The sequence below is a fragment of the Marinovum algicola genome (genome assembly GCF_900109145.1).
GTDB lineage: Bacteria > Pseudomonadota > Alphaproteobacteria > Rhodobacterales > Rhodobacteraceae > Marinovum > Marinovum algicola.
The window spans coordinates 20,239-36,806 of record NZ_FNYY01000004.1 but is presented as its reverse complement, the minus strand read 5'-3'; the positions used below and the strand labels follow the sequence as shown (position 1 = coordinate 36,806).

The 16,568-nt window shown below is 67.1% G+C and carries 14 protein-coding genes; 9 read left to right on the top strand and 5 right to left on the bottom strand.

Going from position 1 to position 16,568, the window contains the following annotated elements; translation table 11 throughout:
* Positions 1-8: 8 nt before the first annotated feature.
* Complete coding sequence (locus BMW90_RS07325; RefSeq protein WP_170850521.1) at positions 9-2,171, bottom strand: transglycosylase domain-containing protein; 2,163 nt, start codon at positions 2,169-2,171, stop codon at positions 9-11.
* Positions 2,172-2,431: 260 nt separating this feature from the next.
* On the opposite strand from BMW90_RS07325, the gene BMW90_RS07320 reads away from it, so the two are divergent.
* From BMW90_RS07320 to BMW90_RS07305, 4 genes are all read left to right on the top strand, one after another.
* Positions 2,432-2,770 (top strand): P-II family nitrogen regulator, encoded by a 339-nt coding sequence (locus tag BMW90_RS07320; protein ID WP_048533111.1) that lies wholly within the window; start codon positions 2,432-2,434, stop codon positions 2,768-2,770.
* A 27-nt stretch (positions 2,771-2,797) separates the two neighbouring features.
* The gene (locus tag BMW90_RS07315; protein ID WP_048533109.1) at positions 2,798-4,138 is read left to right on the top strand and encodes an ammonium transporter; all 1,341 of its coding nucleotides are present in this window, start codon (positions 2,798-2,800) and stop codon (positions 4,136-4,138) included.
* 243 nt (positions 4,139-4,381) lie between these two features.
* Positions 4,382-6,247 carry a DNA mismatch repair endonuclease MutL gene (mutL, locus tag BMW90_RS07310; RefSeq protein WP_074835851.1) on the top strand — a complete coding sequence of 622 codons (1,866 nt, stop codon included), beginning with the start codon at positions 4,382-4,384 and terminating at the stop codon, positions 6,245-6,247.
* Positions 6,244-7,410, top strand: a complete 1,167-nt coding sequence (locus tag BMW90_RS07305; protein WP_074835850.1) for a DNA recombination protein RmuC — start codon at positions 6,244-6,246, stop codon at positions 7,408-7,410. Before mutL ends, BMW90_RS07305 begins: the two co-directional genes overlap by 4 nt.
* 98 nt (positions 7,411-7,508) lie before the next feature.
* Here the strand turns inward: BMW90_RS07305 and BMW90_RS07300 are convergent, their stop codons facing one another.
* Together BMW90_RS07300 and BMW90_RS07295 are read right to left on the bottom strand one after the other, a co-directional pair.
* A complete protein-coding gene (locus BMW90_RS07300) occupies positions 7,509-8,150 on the bottom strand; it encodes a ChrR family anti-sigma-E factor (RefSeq protein ID WP_048533105.1) in 642 nt (213 codons plus the stop codon).
* 8 nt (positions 8,151-8,158) lie between these two features.
* Positions 8,159-8,704 (bottom strand): sigma-70 family RNA polymerase sigma factor, encoded by a 546-nt coding sequence (locus tag BMW90_RS07295; protein ID WP_048533103.1) that lies wholly within the window; start codon positions 8,702-8,704, stop codon positions 8,159-8,161.
* A 224-nt stretch (positions 8,705-8,928) separates the two neighbouring features.
* Between BMW90_RS07295 and BMW90_RS07290 the strand changes: the two genes are divergently transcribed.
* The 3 genes from BMW90_RS07290 (at position 8,929) to BMW90_RS07280 (ending at position 11,856) form a co-directional block, all read left to right on the top strand.
* Positions 8,929-10,227, top strand: coding sequence for an NAD(P)/FAD-dependent oxidoreductase (locus BMW90_RS07290; RefSeq protein WP_074835848.1), 1,299 nt, complete (start codon positions 8,929-8,931; stop codon positions 10,225-10,227).
* A complete protein-coding gene (locus BMW90_RS07285) occupies positions 10,224-10,979 on the top strand; it encodes a DUF1365 domain-containing protein (protein ID WP_074835846.1) in 756 nt (251 codons plus the stop codon). Before BMW90_RS07290 ends, BMW90_RS07285 begins: the two co-directional genes overlap by 4 nt.
* A 145-nt stretch (positions 10,980-11,124) precedes the next feature.
* On the top strand, positions 11,125-11,856 hold the full coding sequence (locus tag BMW90_RS07280) for an SDR family NAD(P)-dependent oxidoreductase (RefSeq protein WP_074835843.1): 732 nt from the start codon (positions 11,125-11,127) through the stop codon (positions 11,854-11,856).
* A gap of 40 nt (positions 11,857-11,896) precedes the next feature.
* Here the strand turns inward: BMW90_RS07280 and BMW90_RS07275 are convergent, their stop codons facing one another.
* Entirely contained in the window at positions 11,897-12,493 is a 597-nt protein-coding gene (locus BMW90_RS07275) for an MlaC/ttg2D family ABC transporter substrate-binding protein (RefSeq protein ID WP_074835841.1), read from the bottom strand.
* Position 12,494: 1 nt separating this feature from the next.
* Positions 12,495-13,307, bottom strand: a complete 813-nt coding sequence (locus BMW90_RS07270; protein ID WP_244526453.1) for an MlaA family lipoprotein — start codon at positions 13,305-13,307, stop codon at positions 12,495-12,497.
* 192 nt (positions 13,308-13,499) lie between these two features.
* Between BMW90_RS07270 and BMW90_RS07265 the strand changes: the two genes are divergently transcribed.
* Positions 13,500-15,224: a type I secretion system permease/ATPase gene (locus BMW90_RS07265; protein ID WP_074835840.1), complete on the top strand. Its 1,725-nt coding sequence runs from the start codon at positions 13,500-13,502 to the stop codon at positions 15,222-15,224.
* On the top strand, positions 15,221-16,519 hold the full coding sequence (locus BMW90_RS07260) for an HlyD family type I secretion periplasmic adaptor subunit (protein ID WP_074835838.1): 1,299 nt from the start codon (positions 15,221-15,223) through the stop codon (positions 16,517-16,519). Before BMW90_RS07265 ends, BMW90_RS07260 begins: the two co-directional genes overlap by 4 nt.
* Positions 16,520-16,568 lie beyond the last annotated feature (49 nt).

Genomic DNA, 16,568 nt, shown 5'->3' with positions numbered 1-16,568 from the left:
TGTCGGGTTCAGTTGCCGCCGAACAGGTCGCGCAGCACCTGTTGCAGCACCGTCTCGGCGAGGTTCTCGGCCGGCGCCCGGCGGCGCGGCTGCTGTTGTTCGGGTTGCGGCTCGGGCGCCGGGGCGGCCGGCACATCCATCGGCAGCTCGCGCACCGGCAGGCCTTCGTGCACCCGCCGCATGGTCTCGTGCCAGATCGCGGCCGGCAGCCCGCCGCCGGTCACGCCGGTCAACGGCGTGTTGTCGTCATACCCCATCCAGACGCCGGCGACGTAATCGGCGGTGAACCCGATGAACCAGGCGTCGCGCGCGGCTTGCGTGGTGCCGGTCTTGCCCGCAGCCGGACGGTCCGGCAGGGCGGCGCGGCGGCCGGAGCCTTCCGAGACCACCTTTTCCATCATGTAGACCAGCGCGCGCGCGGCTTCCTTCTGGATCACCCGTTCGCCGATGCCGCCGGTGGCGTCCATCATCGGGACGTCCTCGCCCAGCAGCTTCAGCTCGACCAGGCCATAAGGCGTCACCGCCGAGCCGCCGTTGAGGATACCGGCATAGGCGCCGACCATCTCGATCAGCGTCGATTCCGAGGCCCCCAGCGCCATCGCCGGCGTGTCGGCCAGGGTGCTGTCGATGCCGAAATCGCGCGCCACCTTCTGCACCAGGTCACGGCCCAGCGCCTCGGAAATCTTGACGGCGGGGATGTTGAGCGAGTTCTTCAGCGCCTCGGTCAGCGTCACCGTGCCCTTGAAGTCGTTGGTGTAGTTCTTCGGGCACCACTCGCCGGACCCGGGAATGTCCATGCAGAACGGCTCGTCGCGGACCTTGTCGAAGGGCGAATAACCCATCTCCATGGCGGTGGCATAGACAAAGGGCTTGAAGGACGAGCCGGTCTGCCGCTGGGCCTGGGTGGCGCGGTTGAAGACGCCCGACACCCGCGTCCTGCGGCCGCCCACCATGCCGCGCACCGCGCCATCGGCCGACATCACCACGATCGCGGCTTGGGCCTTGGAGCCTTCGCGCACGTTGTTTTCGAAGATCTGGATCATCGCCTCTTCGGCCGCGCGCTGGATGCGCTGGTCGAGCGTGGTGCGGATGATCACGTCCTCGGTGGTGTTGCGGGTAAAGAACTCGGGGCCCGACGCCATGACCCAATCCGCGAAATAACCGCCGGCTTCGGCCTCGGCCGCCTCGGACAGCACCGCCGGGTTGGCCTGGGCGCGATCGGCCTCGGCCTTGTCCAGATAGCCCTGTTCCTCCATCAGCCGGATCACCGTCGCGGCGCGGCGCTGCGACCGCTCGAGGTCGTTGGTCGGCGCATAGCGCGACGGCGCCACCAGCAGCCCGGCCAGCATCGCCGCCTCGGCCGGTTCCACCTCATTGGCGGATTTGCCGAAGTAGCGCTGGCTGGCGGCCTCGAATCCGCGCGAGCCTTCGCCGAGGAAGGCGCGATTGAGATAGACCGTCAGGATCTCGTTCTTGGAATATTTGACCTCCATGGCGATGGCATAGGTCGCTTCCTTGATCTTGCGCCAGAGCGAGCTTTCGCGGCAATCGGCCTCGTAGGCGCGTTCGCTCTCCCAGTCCTTTTCGTTGTAGGGGGTGCCGAGGCACAGCAGCTTGGCGGTCTGCTGGGTGATGGTCGAGCCGCCGTGGCCCGACAGCGGCCCGCGCCCTTCGCTGAGGTTGATGCGAATGGCGCTGGCCACGCCGCGGGGCGAGACTCCCAGGTGGTTATGGAAGCGGCGGTCCTCGGTGGCCACCACGGCGTTGCGCAGATGCGGGCTGACGGTCTCGGCATCGATGGCGCCGCCGAACTGTTCGCCGCGCCAGGCAAAGACCTCGCCGGTGTTGTCGAGCATGGTGACGGAGCCGCGGGCCCGGCCGTCAAGCAGCGCCTGCACCGGGGGCAGGGTGGAATAGTAATAGGCCACGCCGCCGCCGATCAGCAGGGCGATCACCGCGGCCACCCGCACCGCCGCCTTCCAGAGCAGCCCGAAGACCCAGCGCAGCATCATCGACAGATAGCCGACAGGCCCCCGCCGCACCGGTTTGCGGCTGGGCCGGGCCGTGCGTTTGCGGCTCTTGGGCGGTGTCTTGCCCGAAGGGGCGCCGGATTTTCCGGGGTACCTCTTCTCCGCCACCAACCGCGGTTTCCGACGACCGGAATCACTCATGTCACTAACCTGCTCGGGATTATCGCTTTGCACCCAAATTAGCGGTTTCGACCCGAAATGTTGAGAGCATGCGACCGATCCCACCGTTTATTTACTGACTAATTTTTAATCACGCCGCAGAGATTGTGCAAAAATTGTGCAAACGCCGCTGTTTTCGCCGTCTTTTACTGCACTGAAAACTTCACCAACACCCTGAAGCACCGTTTTTCTGCATCTGCGAAATCCGCGGGCCCCGGGCTCGCTTACCGAAAGGGAAGAACGTGAAACTCATCATTGCGACAATCAAGCCGTTCAAGCTTGAAGAAGTGCGCGAGGCGCTGACCGGCATCGGCGTGCGCGGCATGATGGTGACCGAGATCAAGGGCTTCGGCTCGCAGTCCGGGCACACCGAGATTTACCGTGGCGCGGAATACGCCGTGAACTTCGTGCCCAAGATCAAGCTCGAAATCGTCGTGTCCGCCGCCATGGCCGACCAGGTTGTCGAGACCATCACCAGCACCGCCCAGACCGGCAAGATCGGCGACGGCAAGATTTTTGTGCTCGACGTGGCACAGGCCGTGCGCGTGCGCACCGGCGAAACGAACGACGACGCGCTGTAAGCGCAGCGGACATAGGGGATAGACCACATGAAAACTCTTACCAAACTGGGACTTGCCGCCGCGTTGATCGCCGCGCCCAGCCTCGGGCTTGCCCAGGATGACGGCCCGGTGCCCGGCGTGAACGCCGCGACCGACAGCGTCTTCATCTTCAATTCGCTGCTGTTTCTGATCGGTGGCTTTCTTGTCTTCTGGATGGCCGCGGGTTTCGCCATGCTCGAGGCGGGCCTCGTGCGCGCCAAGAACGTGACCATGCAGCTGACCAAGAACATCGCGCTGTTTTCCTTTGCCGCGATCTTCTACTACCTGATCGGCTACAACCTGATGTACCCGCTGGGCACATGGGCGATTGACGGCATCCTGTCGGGCGTCTGGGGCCCCGGCGTGCTCGAGGCCGTGGGCGTGACCGCCGATGCGGCGGATGACTACGGCTATGCCTCGACCGGCTCGGACTTCTTCTTTCAGCTGATGTTCTGCGCCGCCACCGCCTCGATCGTGTCGGGTGCGCTGGCCGAACGCATCAAGCTTTGGCCCTTCCTGATCTTTACCGTGATCCTGACCTCGATCATCTATCCGTTGCAGGCGTCGTGGAAATGGGGCGGCGGCTTCCTGGATGCGATGGGCTTCCTCGATTTCGCCGGTTCGACCGTGGTGCACTCGGTCGGTGGCTGGGCCGCTCTGGCCGGCGCGCTGATCCTCGGGCCGCGTATCGGCAAATACACCAAGGACGGCAAGACCGTGCCGATCCCGGGCCACAACCTGGCTCTGGCAACCCTCGGCACCTTCATCCTGTGGCTCGGCTGGTTCGGTTTCAATGGCGGCTCGCAGCTGGCCATGGGCACCGTGGGTGACGTCGCCGACGTGTCGCGCATCTTTGCCAACACCAACACCGCCGCGGCCGGTGGCGCCATCGCCGCGCTGATCCTGACCCAGGTGCTCTACAAGAAGCCGGACCTGACCATGGTGCTCAACGGCGCGCTGGCGGGCCTGGTCTCGATCACCGCAGAGCCGCTGACCCCGACGCTCGGTGCCGCGACCCTGATCGGTGCGGTCGGCGGCGTGATCGTGGTCTTTGCGGTGCCGTTCCTCGACAAGCTCAAGATCGACGACGTGGTCGGCGCCATTCCGGTGCACCTCTTCGCCGGCGTCTGGGGCACCATCGCCGTGGTCTTCACCAATGGCGACGCCTCGCTGGGCACGCAGCTCTATTCCATCATCGTGGTCGGTATCTTCGTCTTCGTGGTCTCGAGCGTGATCTGGTTCATCCTCAAAACCACCGTGGGCATCCGCGTCGGCGAGGAAGAAGAGATCAACGGTCTCGACATGGCCGAGCTGGGCATGGAAGCCTACCCGGAATTCTCCAAGGGCTAAGCCCGGAGTGACAGGACTGAGAGGCCCGGGTGGAAACGCCCGGGCCTTTTTCATGTCAGGGTCATTCCTTTTTTGCTCCCGTGTCGGAGGCCGGGCAGGGGCCCCGGTTCAGGTCCGGGGCGCGAACGCGGGACATGCCCGCCCCGGCCCCCGCGCCGTGGCCTCCCGGCCCCTTGGGGCCGCTCGAGGTCAGCCGCGAAACCCCCTCGCAGAATCAAATGCGGCCATGCTAGGTTTTGGGGTATGAAGGATCAGCCCCCCAATATCCGCGACAGAGACGCGCCTGAAATTCGCCAGCTCGACGATGCGGCGGTGAACCGCATCGCCGCCGGCGAAGTGGTGGAGCGACCGGCTTCGGCGGTCAAGGAACTGGTGGAAAACGCGCTCGATGCCGGTGCCACGCGGATCGAGATCGACATTGCCGCCGGCGGCAAGAGCCTGATCCGGGTGCGCGACAACGGTTGCGGCATGACGCCCGAACAGCTACCGCTGGCGCTCAGCCGCCATGCCACCTCCAAGATCGATGGCTCCGACCTCCTGAACATCCATTCCTTTGGTTTCCGGGGTGAAGCGCTGCCCTCGCTTGGCGCGGTGGGGCGTCTGACGATCACCTCGCGCGCCGGCGGGCAGGAGGCGGCGATGATCCACGTCGAGGGCGGCGATCATGGGCCGGTCAAGCCCGCCGCCTGCAACCGGGGCACCACGGTCGAGCTGCGCGACCTGTTCTTTGCCACCCCGGCGCGGCTCAAGTTCCTGCGGTCGGACCGGGCCGAGATGCAGGCGATCTCCGACGTCGTGAAACGGCTGGCCATGGCCGAGCCCTTCACCGGCTTCACGCTGCGCGATGTCACCGGCGATCAGGCGCGGGTCAGCTTTCGCGCCGAGCCGATGTCGGGCGAGCTGTTTGACGCCCTGAACGGCAGGCTGACGCAGATCCTCGGCCGCGAATTCAGTGAGAACGCGGTGCCGCTCGATGCCGAGCGCGAGGGCCATCACCTCACCGGCTTTGCCGCGCTGCCGACCTATTCGCGCGGCTCGGCGGTGGCGCAGCACATGTTCGTCAATGGCCGCCCGGTGCGCGACAAGCTGTTCTACGGCGCGCTGCGCGGGGCCTATGCCGATTTCCTGTCGCGCGACCGGCATCCGGCGGTGGCGCTCTTTGTCGATTGCGATCCGCGGCTGGTCGACGTCAACGTGCACCCGGCCAAGAGCGAAGTGCGTTTCCGCGACCCCGGTCTGGCGCGCGGGCTGATCGTCTCGGGGCTGCGCCATGCGCTGGCGGGGGCCGGGCACCGGGCCTCGACCACCGTCGCCGGCGCTACCCTGGGCGCCATGCGGGTCGAGCCGACCGAGCCCCGCGTCTACCAGATGGACCGGCCGCCGCTCGACCGTCCCGGCCCGGCGGCGCGGCAGGCGGCGTATCAGGCGCAGGCGCCCGGCTTTGCCGAGATGGCACAGAGCTACAGCGCCCGGGTCGAGCCGGCGCCGGAGCCCGTGGTCGACACCACGGATGCGCCGGCGCCGCAGAACCATCCGCTCGGCGCCGCCCGGGCCCAGGTACATGAGAATTACATCATCGCCCAGACCGAACAGGGCATCGTGCTGGTCGATCAGCATGCTGCGCATGAGCGGCTGGTCTATGAACGGTTGAAGCGGCAGGCGGCGGAAAGCGGCATCGCTGCCCAGGCGCTCCTGATCCCCGAGGTGGTGGAGTTGTCGGACACCGATTGCGCCCTGCTGCTGGAACATGCTCCGGCGCTGGCGGATCTCGGTCTCACCGTCGAGCCTTTCGGCGGCGGTGCCGTGGTGGTGCGCGAGACCCCGGCGATCCTCGGCGAAGTCAACGCCGAGGCGCTCTTGCGCGACATTCTCGACGAGCTGCATGATCTCGGGCAATCCGCCCAGCTGCGCGAACGGATCGATGCCATCCTCAGCCGCGTCGCCTGTCACGGCTCGATCCGCTCCGGCCGCCGGATGCAGGCCGAAGAGATGAACGCGCTCCTGCGCGAGATGGAGGCGACGCCGCATTCCGGCCAGTGCAACCACGGCCGCCCGACCTATGTGGAGCTCAAGCTCTCCGACATCGAGCGGCTGTTCGGCCGCACATGATCCGGATCGGCGACACCCCCCTGACGCTGGATGACCCGCAGGTTCTGGCGCTGCTGGTCGCTGGCCTGGTGCTTGTCGTCGTGCTCTGGCTGCTGGTCTCGACCGCCCGCGCGGCCGCCCGTTCGGCCCGGCTGACCGAGCCACTGGCGCAGCAGATGGGGATGCTGGGCCATCGGGTGCAGAGCCTGAGCGAAGGCCAGGAGCGGCTGTCGGGCGGGCTGCATCACGTCAGCGAGGCGCAGGCGCAGAGCCAGATCAAGATGCTGCAACTGATGGAGCAGCGCCTGGGCCAGGTGCAACAGCAGATGCAGGAAAACCTGCACGGCTCGGCCCGCCGCACCGCCAGGAGCCTCGGCGAATTGCAGGAGCGGCTTTCGGCCATCGACAAGGCGCAGGACAATATCACCAAGCTCTCGGGCGACGTGCTGTCGTTGCAGGACATCCTGTCGAACAAGCAGACCCGGGGCGCGTTCGGTGAGATCCAGCTCAACGATATCGTCACCAAGGCGTTGCCTTCTGACAGCTACACCTTGCAGGCGACGCTCTCCAATGGCCGTCGCGTCGATTGCCTGATCCACCTGCCCAACCCGCCGGGGCCGATCGCCATCGATTCGAAATTCCCGCTCGAGGCCTATGAGGCGCTGCGCCGTGCCGACAGCCCCGAGCGGGCGCAACGCGCGGCGCAGTTGCTGCGGCAATCGCTGCGCAAGCACATCCGCGACATCGCCGAGCGCTACATTCTCGACGGCGAGACCGCCGAGGGCGCGCTGATGTTCCTGCCCTCCGAGGCGATCTATGCCGAGCTGCACGGCAATTTCCCGGAAGTGGTGCGCGAGGGGTTCGCCGCCCGGGTCTGGATCGTCTCGCCCACCACCTGCATGGCGACGCTGAACACCATGCGCGCGATCCTCAAGGACGCGCGGATGCGCGAACAGGCCGGCGCGATCCGCAAGGAACTGAGCCTGCTCTTTGCCGATGTCGAGCGGCTGGGCACACGGGTCGAGAGCCTCGACCGGCATTTCGGCCAGGCCGCCAAAGATATCTCCGAGATCAAGATCAGCGCCGACAAGGCCGGCCGCCGGGCGCGCCGGCTCGACAATTTCGATTTCGAGGAACTGGCGCCTGAGAGCGGTGAAAACGTGGTGCCCCTGCCGCGGACATAGGGCAGTCGCGCCCCGGACCTGGTCCGGGGCCTCTTGGTGGGCGGGCGAGGTCCCGGATCAGGTCCGGGACGGGGGCGCCTGGCCCGAAGCCTCCGGCCTCAGATACCGAGGAAGGGTTGCGCCAGGCGGGGCAGCCAGCCGCGGAATTTCAACGGCGCGTCGGTGACGGCGAGGCAGATGCAATCCTCGCCGATATCGGCGATCGGCGTGTGTTCGTCGGCCTCGGTGGCGACCTCGACATCGCCGGGGCCAAAGCGCGCGTCCTCGTCGAAGAACGCGCCGCGCAGCACCAGCGTCAGTTCGAGCCCCTTGTGACCATGGTCGGGCATCGCCGCCCCGGCGGGAATGTACAGCAGCCGCGCGGTGGCCTCTGGCGAGGTCTTGAGCACGGCCTGTTTGACCCCCATGCCCACCGGACGCCAGGTTACATCCGCCAGGCTGCCGCCGATGTAGCCGGCCAGCGGCGCCGGAATATCGGCCGGGCGCGGCGCCGGGGCTTCTGCCGGTGTGTCGCGGATCATCACCAGCGCCGATGAAAGGGCATCGGCGGCCATCTCTTGGCTCTCGGTCTCGGCCAGAAGCGCGCCGCCCACTGCGTCATAGCTCTCGACAGCGGCACGGCAGGCGTCGCACATCGAGACATGGGTGGCGACGGCGAGGTTGAAGGCCTCGGGCAGGGTGCCCGCCGAATAGGCCATCAGCAGGGCGTCGGTCAGGTGGTGGGTGATCTCATCGGTCATGGCGGTGCTCATTTCATGGCATGGCGCAAGCGGTCGAGCGCCAGTCGAATGCGGGATTTGATCGTGCCCAGCGGCAGGCCGGTGGCCGCGGCAATCTCGCCGTGGCTCATCTCGCCGAAATAGGCGCGCTGGATCAGCTCGCGCTGCGTCTCGGGCAGGCGGGCGATGGCCGCGCTCAGCTGCGCGCTTTCCTGTTGCAGCGTCACGATATCGGCCTGATCGGGCGCTTCCTCGGGGCCCCAGCTCAGGTCTTCGGGCTCGGGGCGGCGCTGTCGGCGCAGCACATCGATCCGTTTGTTGCGGGCGATGGTAAAGATCCAGGTGGCGACGCTGGCGCGCGCCGGATCGAACAGATGCGCCTTGCGCCAGAGCGTGACCATCACCTCCTGCGCGCATTCCTCGGCAATCGCCGGATCCCCGCCCGAGCGCATCAGAAAGGCTTTCACCCGTGGCGCGAAATGCGCAAACAGCTCGGCAAAGGCGGTCTCGTCCCGCGCGTCGCGGATGCGAATGACATGGGCCACCCAATCGGCCCGTGCTGGCGCGGATTTCATCTGTCGTTTCTGTTCCCCTGACGTCACGGAGCCGATGGCCCCGGGAACATAAGACGGCGAAACCGGCGGAATGTCACCCGCCTGACGGGGTTTTGTCGCGATCAGCATGTGCAGGATACGGCGGGGCGCGGGGAATGGATCATTGGTTCTGCCAGTTTTTTTCATCCGTTTCGCGGCTGGCGCCGTAGACCTGATGATACCGAGCCAAACAACAGGACGACCTCATGCCGCTTGACCCCTCTTCCCCCTTTCGCCGCAGGATTGCCGTCATCGGTGGTGGCATTTCCGGCATGGGGGCTGCGCATTTCCTGGCCGACGCGGCCGAGGTCACGCTGTTTGAGGCCGGGCCGCGGCTGGGGGGCCATGCGCGCACGGTGATGGCGGGGCAGGGCGGGCAGCAGCCGGTGGACACCGGGTTCATCGTCTTCAACCACGCCAATTATCCGCGTCTGTCCGCGTTGTTCCAACAGCTCGGCGTGCCTGTGGCGCCGAGCAACATGAGCTTTGCCGCCTCGCTGCGCGGCGGCGAGATGGAATACGGGCTCGAAAACCTCAAGGCGGTGTTCAGCCAGCGCCGCAACATGTTCAACCCGAAGTTCCTCGGCATGATCCGCGACATCCTGCGGTTCAACGCCCGGGCGCTCGATGCCGCCAACGACCGGCACCAGCCGCTGGGAGATTTCCTGGAGCAGATGCAGCTTGGCGACTGGTTCCGCGATTATTACCTGCTGCCGCTCTCCGGTGCGATCTGGTCGACGCCGCCGGAGCAGATCATGCGGTTTCCGGCGCAGGCGCTGATCCAGTTTTTCGAGAACCACGCGCTGTTGCACCATTCCGGGCAGCATCAATGGTATACGGTGCAGGGCGGATCGGTGGAATATGTGCGCCGGCTCGAGGCCAGCCTGCGCCGCCGTCTGGTCGATCTGCGGATCGGCGCGCCGGTCCGCGCCGTGCGTCGCTTTCCCGATCATGTCGAGCTGCGCGTCGCGGGCGGCGGCTGGGAGGTGTTCGACGAACTGGTGCTGGCCACCCATTCCGACGACAGCCTGGCGCTGCTGGCCGATCCCGCGACCGAAGAGGCCCGGGCGCTGGGCGCGATCGGCTATCAGCCCAACGAGATCACCCTGCATGCCGATCCCCGCGCTATGCCACGGCGGCGCGGCTGCTGGTCGTCCTGGAACTACACCGAAGGCCGCAGTGCGCGCGATGGCAAGATCGACCTGACCTACTGGATGAACAAGTTGCAGCCGATCCCGGCGAACGACCCGATGTTTGTCACCCTGAACTCCCGCAAGCCGATCCGAGACGAACTGATCTACGATCAGGTCACTCTGCGCCATCCGGTCTATGACCTGGCCGCGCTGCGGGCGCAGGGCGAGGTGGCGGGGTTCAATGGCGCGCGGCGCACCTGGTTCTGCGGCGCCTGGATGCGCAATGGCTTTCACGAAGACGGTCTGGCAAGCGCGGCGGATGTCGCCGACCGCATCCTGGCGCGCCCCGATGTCATGGTGGCCGCGGAATGACCCAGGTCGAGCATATCGCCGGCCACACCTGGCACGGACGCAAGGGCGAGGTCGAGAACAGCTTTCGCTATGCGGTCGACTATGTGCTGCTCGATGCCGAGGCGGATGTGGCGGGCCCCCGGCTCTTTGGCCGCAACCGGGCCGGGCTGACCTCGGTGCACGACAGCGACCACGGCGGCGCGCCGAAACAGGGGCGCGGCCCGGCCTGGCTGCGCGAGGTTCTGGCCCGATATCAGGTGCCGCTGGGCGGGCGGGTGCAGCTTCTGGCGCAGCCACGGGTGTTGGGCCATGTGTTCAACCCGGTGAGCTTCTGGCTGATCCATGACGAGGCGGCGCGGCTCTGCGCCGTGATCGCCGAGGTGACCAATACCTTCGGCGACCGCCATTGCTATCTCTGTCACAAGCCGGATTACTCACCGCTCACGGCAGAAGACCGGATCGCCGCGCGCAAGATCCTGCATGTCTCGCCGTTTCAGCCGGTGGCCGGGCAGTATACCTTCCGCTTCGACATCCGGGCCGACCGCATCGGCATCTGGATCGATCTCGACACCGGCCAAGGCGGGGTGACCGCCACCCTGACCGGCCCGCGCGCGCCGCTGACCGATCGGGCGATCCTGGGCTTCTGCCTGCGCCGGCCGTTCGGAGCGCGGCGGGTGCTGGCGCTGATCCACTGGCAGGCGCTCAAGCTGTGGTGGAAAGGCGCGCGGTACCGCAGGCGGCCGGAGGCGCCGCGCCAGGAGGTTTCGCGCTGAGGCTGGCGCCGGGCTGCGACCGGCCTATCTGTGCCAGAGCCTGGCGGTTGTATCCCGGGCCGGATGGCCCGATCATCAACCGGAGCCGATTACACAAATTTGGCGCGCCGGGCCGCGAGGCGGGGGCGCGCCTGCTGGAGGCAAGATGACGGAATTCGTGGGCAAACGCTATTGGATCGTGGGCGCGAGCGAGGGGCTGGGCCGGTCGCTGGCGCATAAGCTCAGCCGGGCGGGGGCGCATCTGATCCTCTCGGCGCGGTCGGAAGACCGGCTGCGTGAACTTGCGGCGGAGCTGCCCGGGCGGGCGCAGGTGGTGGCCTGCGACGTGACCGATGCCGACGGGGTGGCGCGCGCCGCCGCCGAGGCGGGGGAGATCGACGGGCTGGTCTATCTCGCCGGGGTCTACTGGCCGCAGCCGGCGCAGGCCTGGAACGCCGAAGAGGTCGCCGCGATGTGCGACGTGAACTTCACCGGCGCCGCGCGGGTGCTGGGGCAGGTGGTGCCGGGCATGGTGGCGCGCGACAGCGGCCATATCGTCATGACCGGCTCGCTCGCGGGCTTTCGCGGGCTGCCCGGCGCGACCGGCTATGGCGCCTCGAAGGCCGGCGTCATGGCCATGGCCGAGGCGCTGCACGCCGATCTGCGCGGCTCGGGCGTCAGGGTGCAGCTGGTCAATCCCGGGTTCATCCGCACCCGCCTGACCGACAAGAACGACTTCAGGATGCCCGCTCTGATGGAGCCCGAGACGGCCGCCCTGTCGATCTTCGAGCACATGAATTCCGACCGGTTCAAGAAGAGCTTCCCCGTGCCTTTCGCCTGGCTGTTTCGGCTTGGGCAGTTCCTGCCGGACGGCATTTACTACCGGCTATTTGCCTAGGATCAGCGGCGCGGCCGCCGGCGTCGGGCAAGCCCCTCCGTCAGCTTGCGCTGCGCAGGTCCTGGATCATCGCGTCGATATCGCCGCCCCGGCGGTCGATCATCGCGCCGATTTCGGTGCGTTCGGTCAGCAGCAGGTTCACGCCTTCGATCTTCATGTTGAAGAACAGGTCGCGGCCGGCATTGTCCGACACCATGAAATCAAGCGCGAAAGGTGCCTCGCCGCGCAGATGCGCGATGCAGTTCACCTCGTAGAAGCTCTTGACCTGGCGCACGCCGTTCACCTCGATCCGGCCGCCGATGAATTCGCGGAAGCGGGCGCCGTATTTGCGTGAGATATAGCCGGTGAAGGCCTCCTGAAAGGCGCGTTTCTGCGCGGCACTGGCGCGGCGGCCGTCCACCCCCAGCGCATAGGCGGCAATCGTCGGCACATCGGCATAGCGCCGGAAGATCCGCTCGAACTCGGCGTTCATCGCGCTCTGTGACTGGCCGGAGGCGATCACCCGGTTAATATCGGCCACCAGCGCGTCGACCAGGGTTCTGGCGCGGGCCGGGGTCAGGGCCAGGGCGGGCAGGGCCGAAAAGGACGTCGCCGCCACAGCTGCCACGGTGCCGGTGAGGAAGTGTCTGCGCAACATGTCACTGTTCTCCGTAAAGCTCTTCATATGGGTCGACAATCTGGTCTGACAACTCTGCATAAGGGTCAATTTCGCCCGAAGCCGCGTCAAGACCTGAGCCTTGCCCCGTTCCGACTTCGAACCGGCGGTTCTGGAGGTAGATCAGGCGGGATTGGGCGTAACTGTCTGCGCTTTCGTAGAAAATCGAATCCACCGAGGCGGCGTAGCGACCCCTTTGACCGACTTCGGCGACCGCTGCCGGCAGCCTGAGATAGAGCTTTTCCGGCCAGGGGATCACATTCAGGGGATCAAGCGCCAAATCCACCACCTGGCCCACTGCGTCGCGTTCGGTCGCGGGGCCGAGGATGGGCAGTTCGAGAAAGGCGCCTTCGGGCACGCCCCACACCGCCAGGGTCTGACCAAAATCGGCCTCGTCCTCCTGAAGGCCGAAATCGGCCGCCACGTCGAAGACCCCGCCAAAGCCCAGCGTGGTGTTCAGCCCGAAGCGCACGCTGTTGTGCAGCGCGCCGCCAAGGTCGAATTGCAGCACCTGGTTGACCACCGCGCCCGGCACCGCAAGGTTGTTGGCGAAATTGGTCACCATGTCCTGGGCCGGTTCCGGCACGTTCCGGGCATAGGCGATCGCTACCGGGCGGGTGACCTGGCGATCAAAGGCCTTGCTGCGTTCGTGTATCTGGCGGTTGCGGGCCTCATAGGGATCGAAGATGCCGTCGCGGGTGACCTGCCCGGGCTCGGGCAGGGTGCAGGCGGCCAAAAGGCCAAGCGCGAGCCCGGCAAGGGCCCTGCGGATCCTGGATGTAAAATCTGACGGCACTGGCAATCTCAATCGCTTCGCAATAATCGCTATGTAGTCTATTCAGGACCGATGCCCACGGCGTAATCCGGGGCTTTGCGGCGTTGTGGCCATTGGGCGACACTGGTTTAATCTGACCTATCGGGGCATGGTGAGCAAGCCGTCCGGCGGCCATCAAGTCCGGGTCACGGTAACAAGAGCGAGAAACCGCGTATGCAACCACGCGAAGCCGGTCTGAGCGAATTGCGCAAGGTGCGCCGGGAGAGCCGCGGACTCTATTGGGCGGTGGGGCTGTTCAGCTTTTTCGCCAACCTGCTGATGCTGACCGGGCCGCTTTACATGCTTCAGGTCTATGACCGCGTGCTGTCGAGCCGGTCCGAGGCGACGCTGGTAGCGCTTTCGGCGCTGGTGATCTTTCTCTATGCGACGATGGGGCTGCTGGATTTCGTCCGCGGCCGGATCATGGCACGGGTCGGCGCGCGGTTTCAGGCGCGGCTGGATGACCGGGTGTTCAACGCCAGCCTGCGGCGCGCGGCGGCGCGACCCGACGCGGCCGCGGCCACCGGGCTGCGCGATCTGGAATCGGTGCAGCGCTTTCTGACCTCGCCGGTGCTGATGGCGCTGTTCGATCTGCCCTGGACGCCCTTTTTCCTCGCCGGGATCGCCATCTTCCATCCGTTGCTCGGGCTGATGGCGCTGGGCGGCGGGGCGGTGCTGGTGGCGATCGCGCTGGTCTCGCAACAGATGCAGAAAGCGCCGGTGCAGGCCCATGGCCGCGCCGCGCATGAATCCGAGGCGGTGGCCAGCCGGATGCGCGACGAGGCCGAGATGGTCCATGCCATGGGCATGCACAAGGCCGCGCTGGCGCGCTGGAAAGGCGCCCGCAAGCTGGCGCTCGACGGCCAGATCCGAAGCTCTGACGTCAGTGGCGGCTTTACCGCGCTGACCCGGGCGCTGCGGCTGCTGCTGCAATCGGCGATGCTGGGGCTCGGCGCCTGGCTGGTGCTGCGTGGCGAGCTGTCGGCCGGCGCGATGATCGCCGGCTCGATCCTGCTGGGTCGGGCGCTGGCGCCGATCGAGGTGCTGATCGGCCAATGGGGTGTGGCGCAGCGCGCGCGCCATGGCTGGCAGGCGCTGGCGCAGCTCCTGGGCAGCACGCCGCCGGAAAAGCCGCGGATGGAGCTGCCCCGGCCCAGAGCGCGGCTCGAGGTGCAACAGCTCACCATCATTCCGCCGACCGAGCGGCAGGCGGCGCTGCGGATGATCTCCTTCGATCTCAAGCCGGGGCAGGCGCTGGGCGTGATCGGCCCTTCGGGGGCCGGCAAATCGACCCTGGCGCGCGCGCTCACCGGGCTCTGGACGCCGGCCTCGGGGCGGATCCGCCTCGACGGGGCGACGCTCGATCAATATCCGCCGGAAAAGCTTGGCCAATACATCGGTTACCTGCCACAGAAGGTCGAGCTGTTCGACGGCACCATCGCCGAGAACATCGCCCGGCTCGAAGCGGAGCCGGATGCCGACAAGGTGGTGCAGGCGGCACAGATGGCGGCGGCGCACGAGCTGATCCTGAAGCTGCCGAACGGCTATGACACGGTGATCGACGCGCATGGCGGGCGGCTCTCGGGCGGGCAGATGCAGCGTATCGGGCTCGCCCGCGCGCTGTATCGCAACCCGGAGATCCTGGTGCTCGACGAGCCCAATTCCAACCTCGACAACCAGGGCAGCGCCGCCGTCAATGCCGCCATTCGCGCCGTCAAGGCGCGCGGCGGTGCGGTGCTGATCATGGCGCATCGGCCGGCGGCGATCCAGGAATGCGATCTGTTGCTGGTGCTCGATCACGGCGCGCGGGTGGCCTTTGGCCCGCGCGACGAGGTGCTCAAGAAAACCGTGCAGAATGCGGCACAGATCCGCCAGGCCGGGCCGGGAGGGGTGCAATGAACCGGGAATTCTCTGTCCGTACGCCGCTGTTTCTCGGCGCGCTGGCGCTGGTGGCGCTGGTCGGCGGCTTTGGCGGCTGGGCAGCGCTCAGCCGGATCAGCGGCGCGGTGATCGCCTCGGGGCAGGTCGAGGTGCACCAGAACCGGCAGGCGATCCAGCACCCCGATGGCGGCACGGTCTCGGAACTGCTGGTGGGTGAGGGCGATATCGTTGCCGGTGACCAGGTGCTGCTCCGGCTCGACCCGGCGCTGGTGCGCGGCAAGCTGACCATCGCCGAAGACCAGATGCACGAGATCATGGCCCGGCGCGGACGGCTCGAGGCCGAGCGCGATGGCGCCGCGCGCCCGGAGTACGACCCGCGCCTGCGTGACGCCGCCGCCGAGATGCCCTCGGTGGCCGAGATGATCGCCGGCCAGACCCGGCTGTTCCTGGCGCGCGCCGAATCCACCGCGGGCGAGATCGACCGGCTGCGCGCCCAGTCGCGGCAGATCGCCGTGCAGATCGAGGGCATCGAGGCGCAACAGGAAGCGCTCGATGAGCGCCGGGCGCTGATCGAAGAGGAGCTGGAGAACCAGCAGACCCTGCTCGACAAGAAGCTGGCCCAGGCCTCGCGGGTGCTGGCGGTGCAGCGGCAGCGGGCCGAGCTTCAGGGGCTGGCGGGCGAGTTGACGGCACAGAAGGCACAGGCGCTGACCCGGATTGCCGAAATCGACATCACCATCCTGTCGATCGGGTCGCGGCTGCGCGAAGAGGCGATCACCCAGCTGCGCGACCTGCGCGTGCGCGAATGGGAGCTGGCCGAGGAGGTGACCGCGCTGCGCGACCGGCTGGGCCGGATGGAGATCCGCGCACCGGTGGCCGGTGCGGTCTATGACCTGGCGGTGTTCGGCAAGGGCGCGGTGATCCGCCCGGCCGAGCCGCTGATGTTCCTGGTGCCGCGTGACCGCCCGGCGGTGATTGCCGCCCGCGTCGCGCCGATCAATATCGACGAGGTGCGCGTCGGCCAGGAGGTGCTTTTGCGCCTGACCTCGCTGAGCCAGCGCGAAACGCCCGAGATCTTCGGCGAGGTGGTCAAGATCTCCGGCGACGCCTTTGTAGACGAGGTCAGCCGCCAGCCTTACTACCGCGCCGAGATCGTGCTGCGGCCGGGCGAAGTGGCCAAACTGCCGGCGGGCACGGCGCTGATCCCCGGCATGCCGGTCGAGGCGTTTCTGCGCACCGAGGCGCGCTCGCCGATGGTCTATCTGCTCAAGCCGCTGGCCGATTACCTGGCCCGGGCGATGCGCGAAAGTTGAGCCATCGAAGGGCCTTGCCCTGAGGTCCGCCGCGCACTAGCGTCGCGGC

Excerpts from the sequence above, each read along its gene's own strand:
- BMW90_RS07295 (WP_048533103.1), bottom strand. The coding sequence starts at position 8,704 with ATGAAATCCGCGCCAGCACGGGCCGATTGGGTGGCCCATGTCATTCGC.
- BMW90_RS07325 (WP_170850521.1), bottom strand. The coding sequence starts at position 2,171 with ATGAGTGATTCCGGTCGTCGGAAACCGCGGTTGGTGGCGGAGAAGAGG.
- BMW90_RS07260 (WP_074835838.1), top strand. The coding sequence starts at position 15,221 with ATGAACCGGGAATTCTCTGTCCGTACGCCGCTGTTTCTCGGCGCGCTG.
- BMW90_RS07315 (WP_048533109.1), top strand. The coding sequence starts at position 2,798 with ATGAAAACTCTTACCAAACTGGGACTTGCCGCCGCGTTGATCGCCGCG.
- BMW90_RS07305 (WP_074835850.1), top strand. The coding sequence starts at position 6,244 with ATGATCCGGATCGGCGACACCCCCCTGACGCTGGATGACCCGCAGGTT.
- BMW90_RS07265 (WP_074835840.1), top strand. The coding sequence starts at position 13,500 with ATGCAACCACGCGAAGCCGGTCTGAGCGAATTGCGCAAGGTGCGCCGG.
- BMW90_RS07290 (WP_074835848.1), top strand. The coding sequence starts at position 8,929 with ATGCCGCTTGACCCCTCTTCCCCCTTTCGCCGCAGGATTGCCGTCATC.
- BMW90_RS07280 (WP_074835843.1), top strand. The coding sequence starts at position 11,125 with ATGACGGAATTCGTGGGCAAACGCTATTGGATCGTGGGCGCGAGCGAG.
- mutL (WP_074835851.1), top strand. The coding sequence starts at position 4,382 with ATGAAGGATCAGCCCCCCAATATCCGCGACAGAGACGCGCCTGAAATT.
- BMW90_RS07285 (WP_074835846.1), top strand. The coding sequence starts at position 10,224 with ATGACCCAGGTCGAGCATATCGCCGGCCACACCTGGCACGGACGCAAG.
- BMW90_RS07300 (WP_048533105.1), bottom strand. The coding sequence starts at position 8,150 with ATGACCGATGAGATCACCCACCACCTGACCGACGCCCTGCTGATGGCC.
- BMW90_RS07275 (WP_074835841.1), bottom strand. The coding sequence starts at position 12,493 with ATGTTGCGCAGACACTTCCTCACCGGCACCGTGGCAGCTGTGGCGGCG.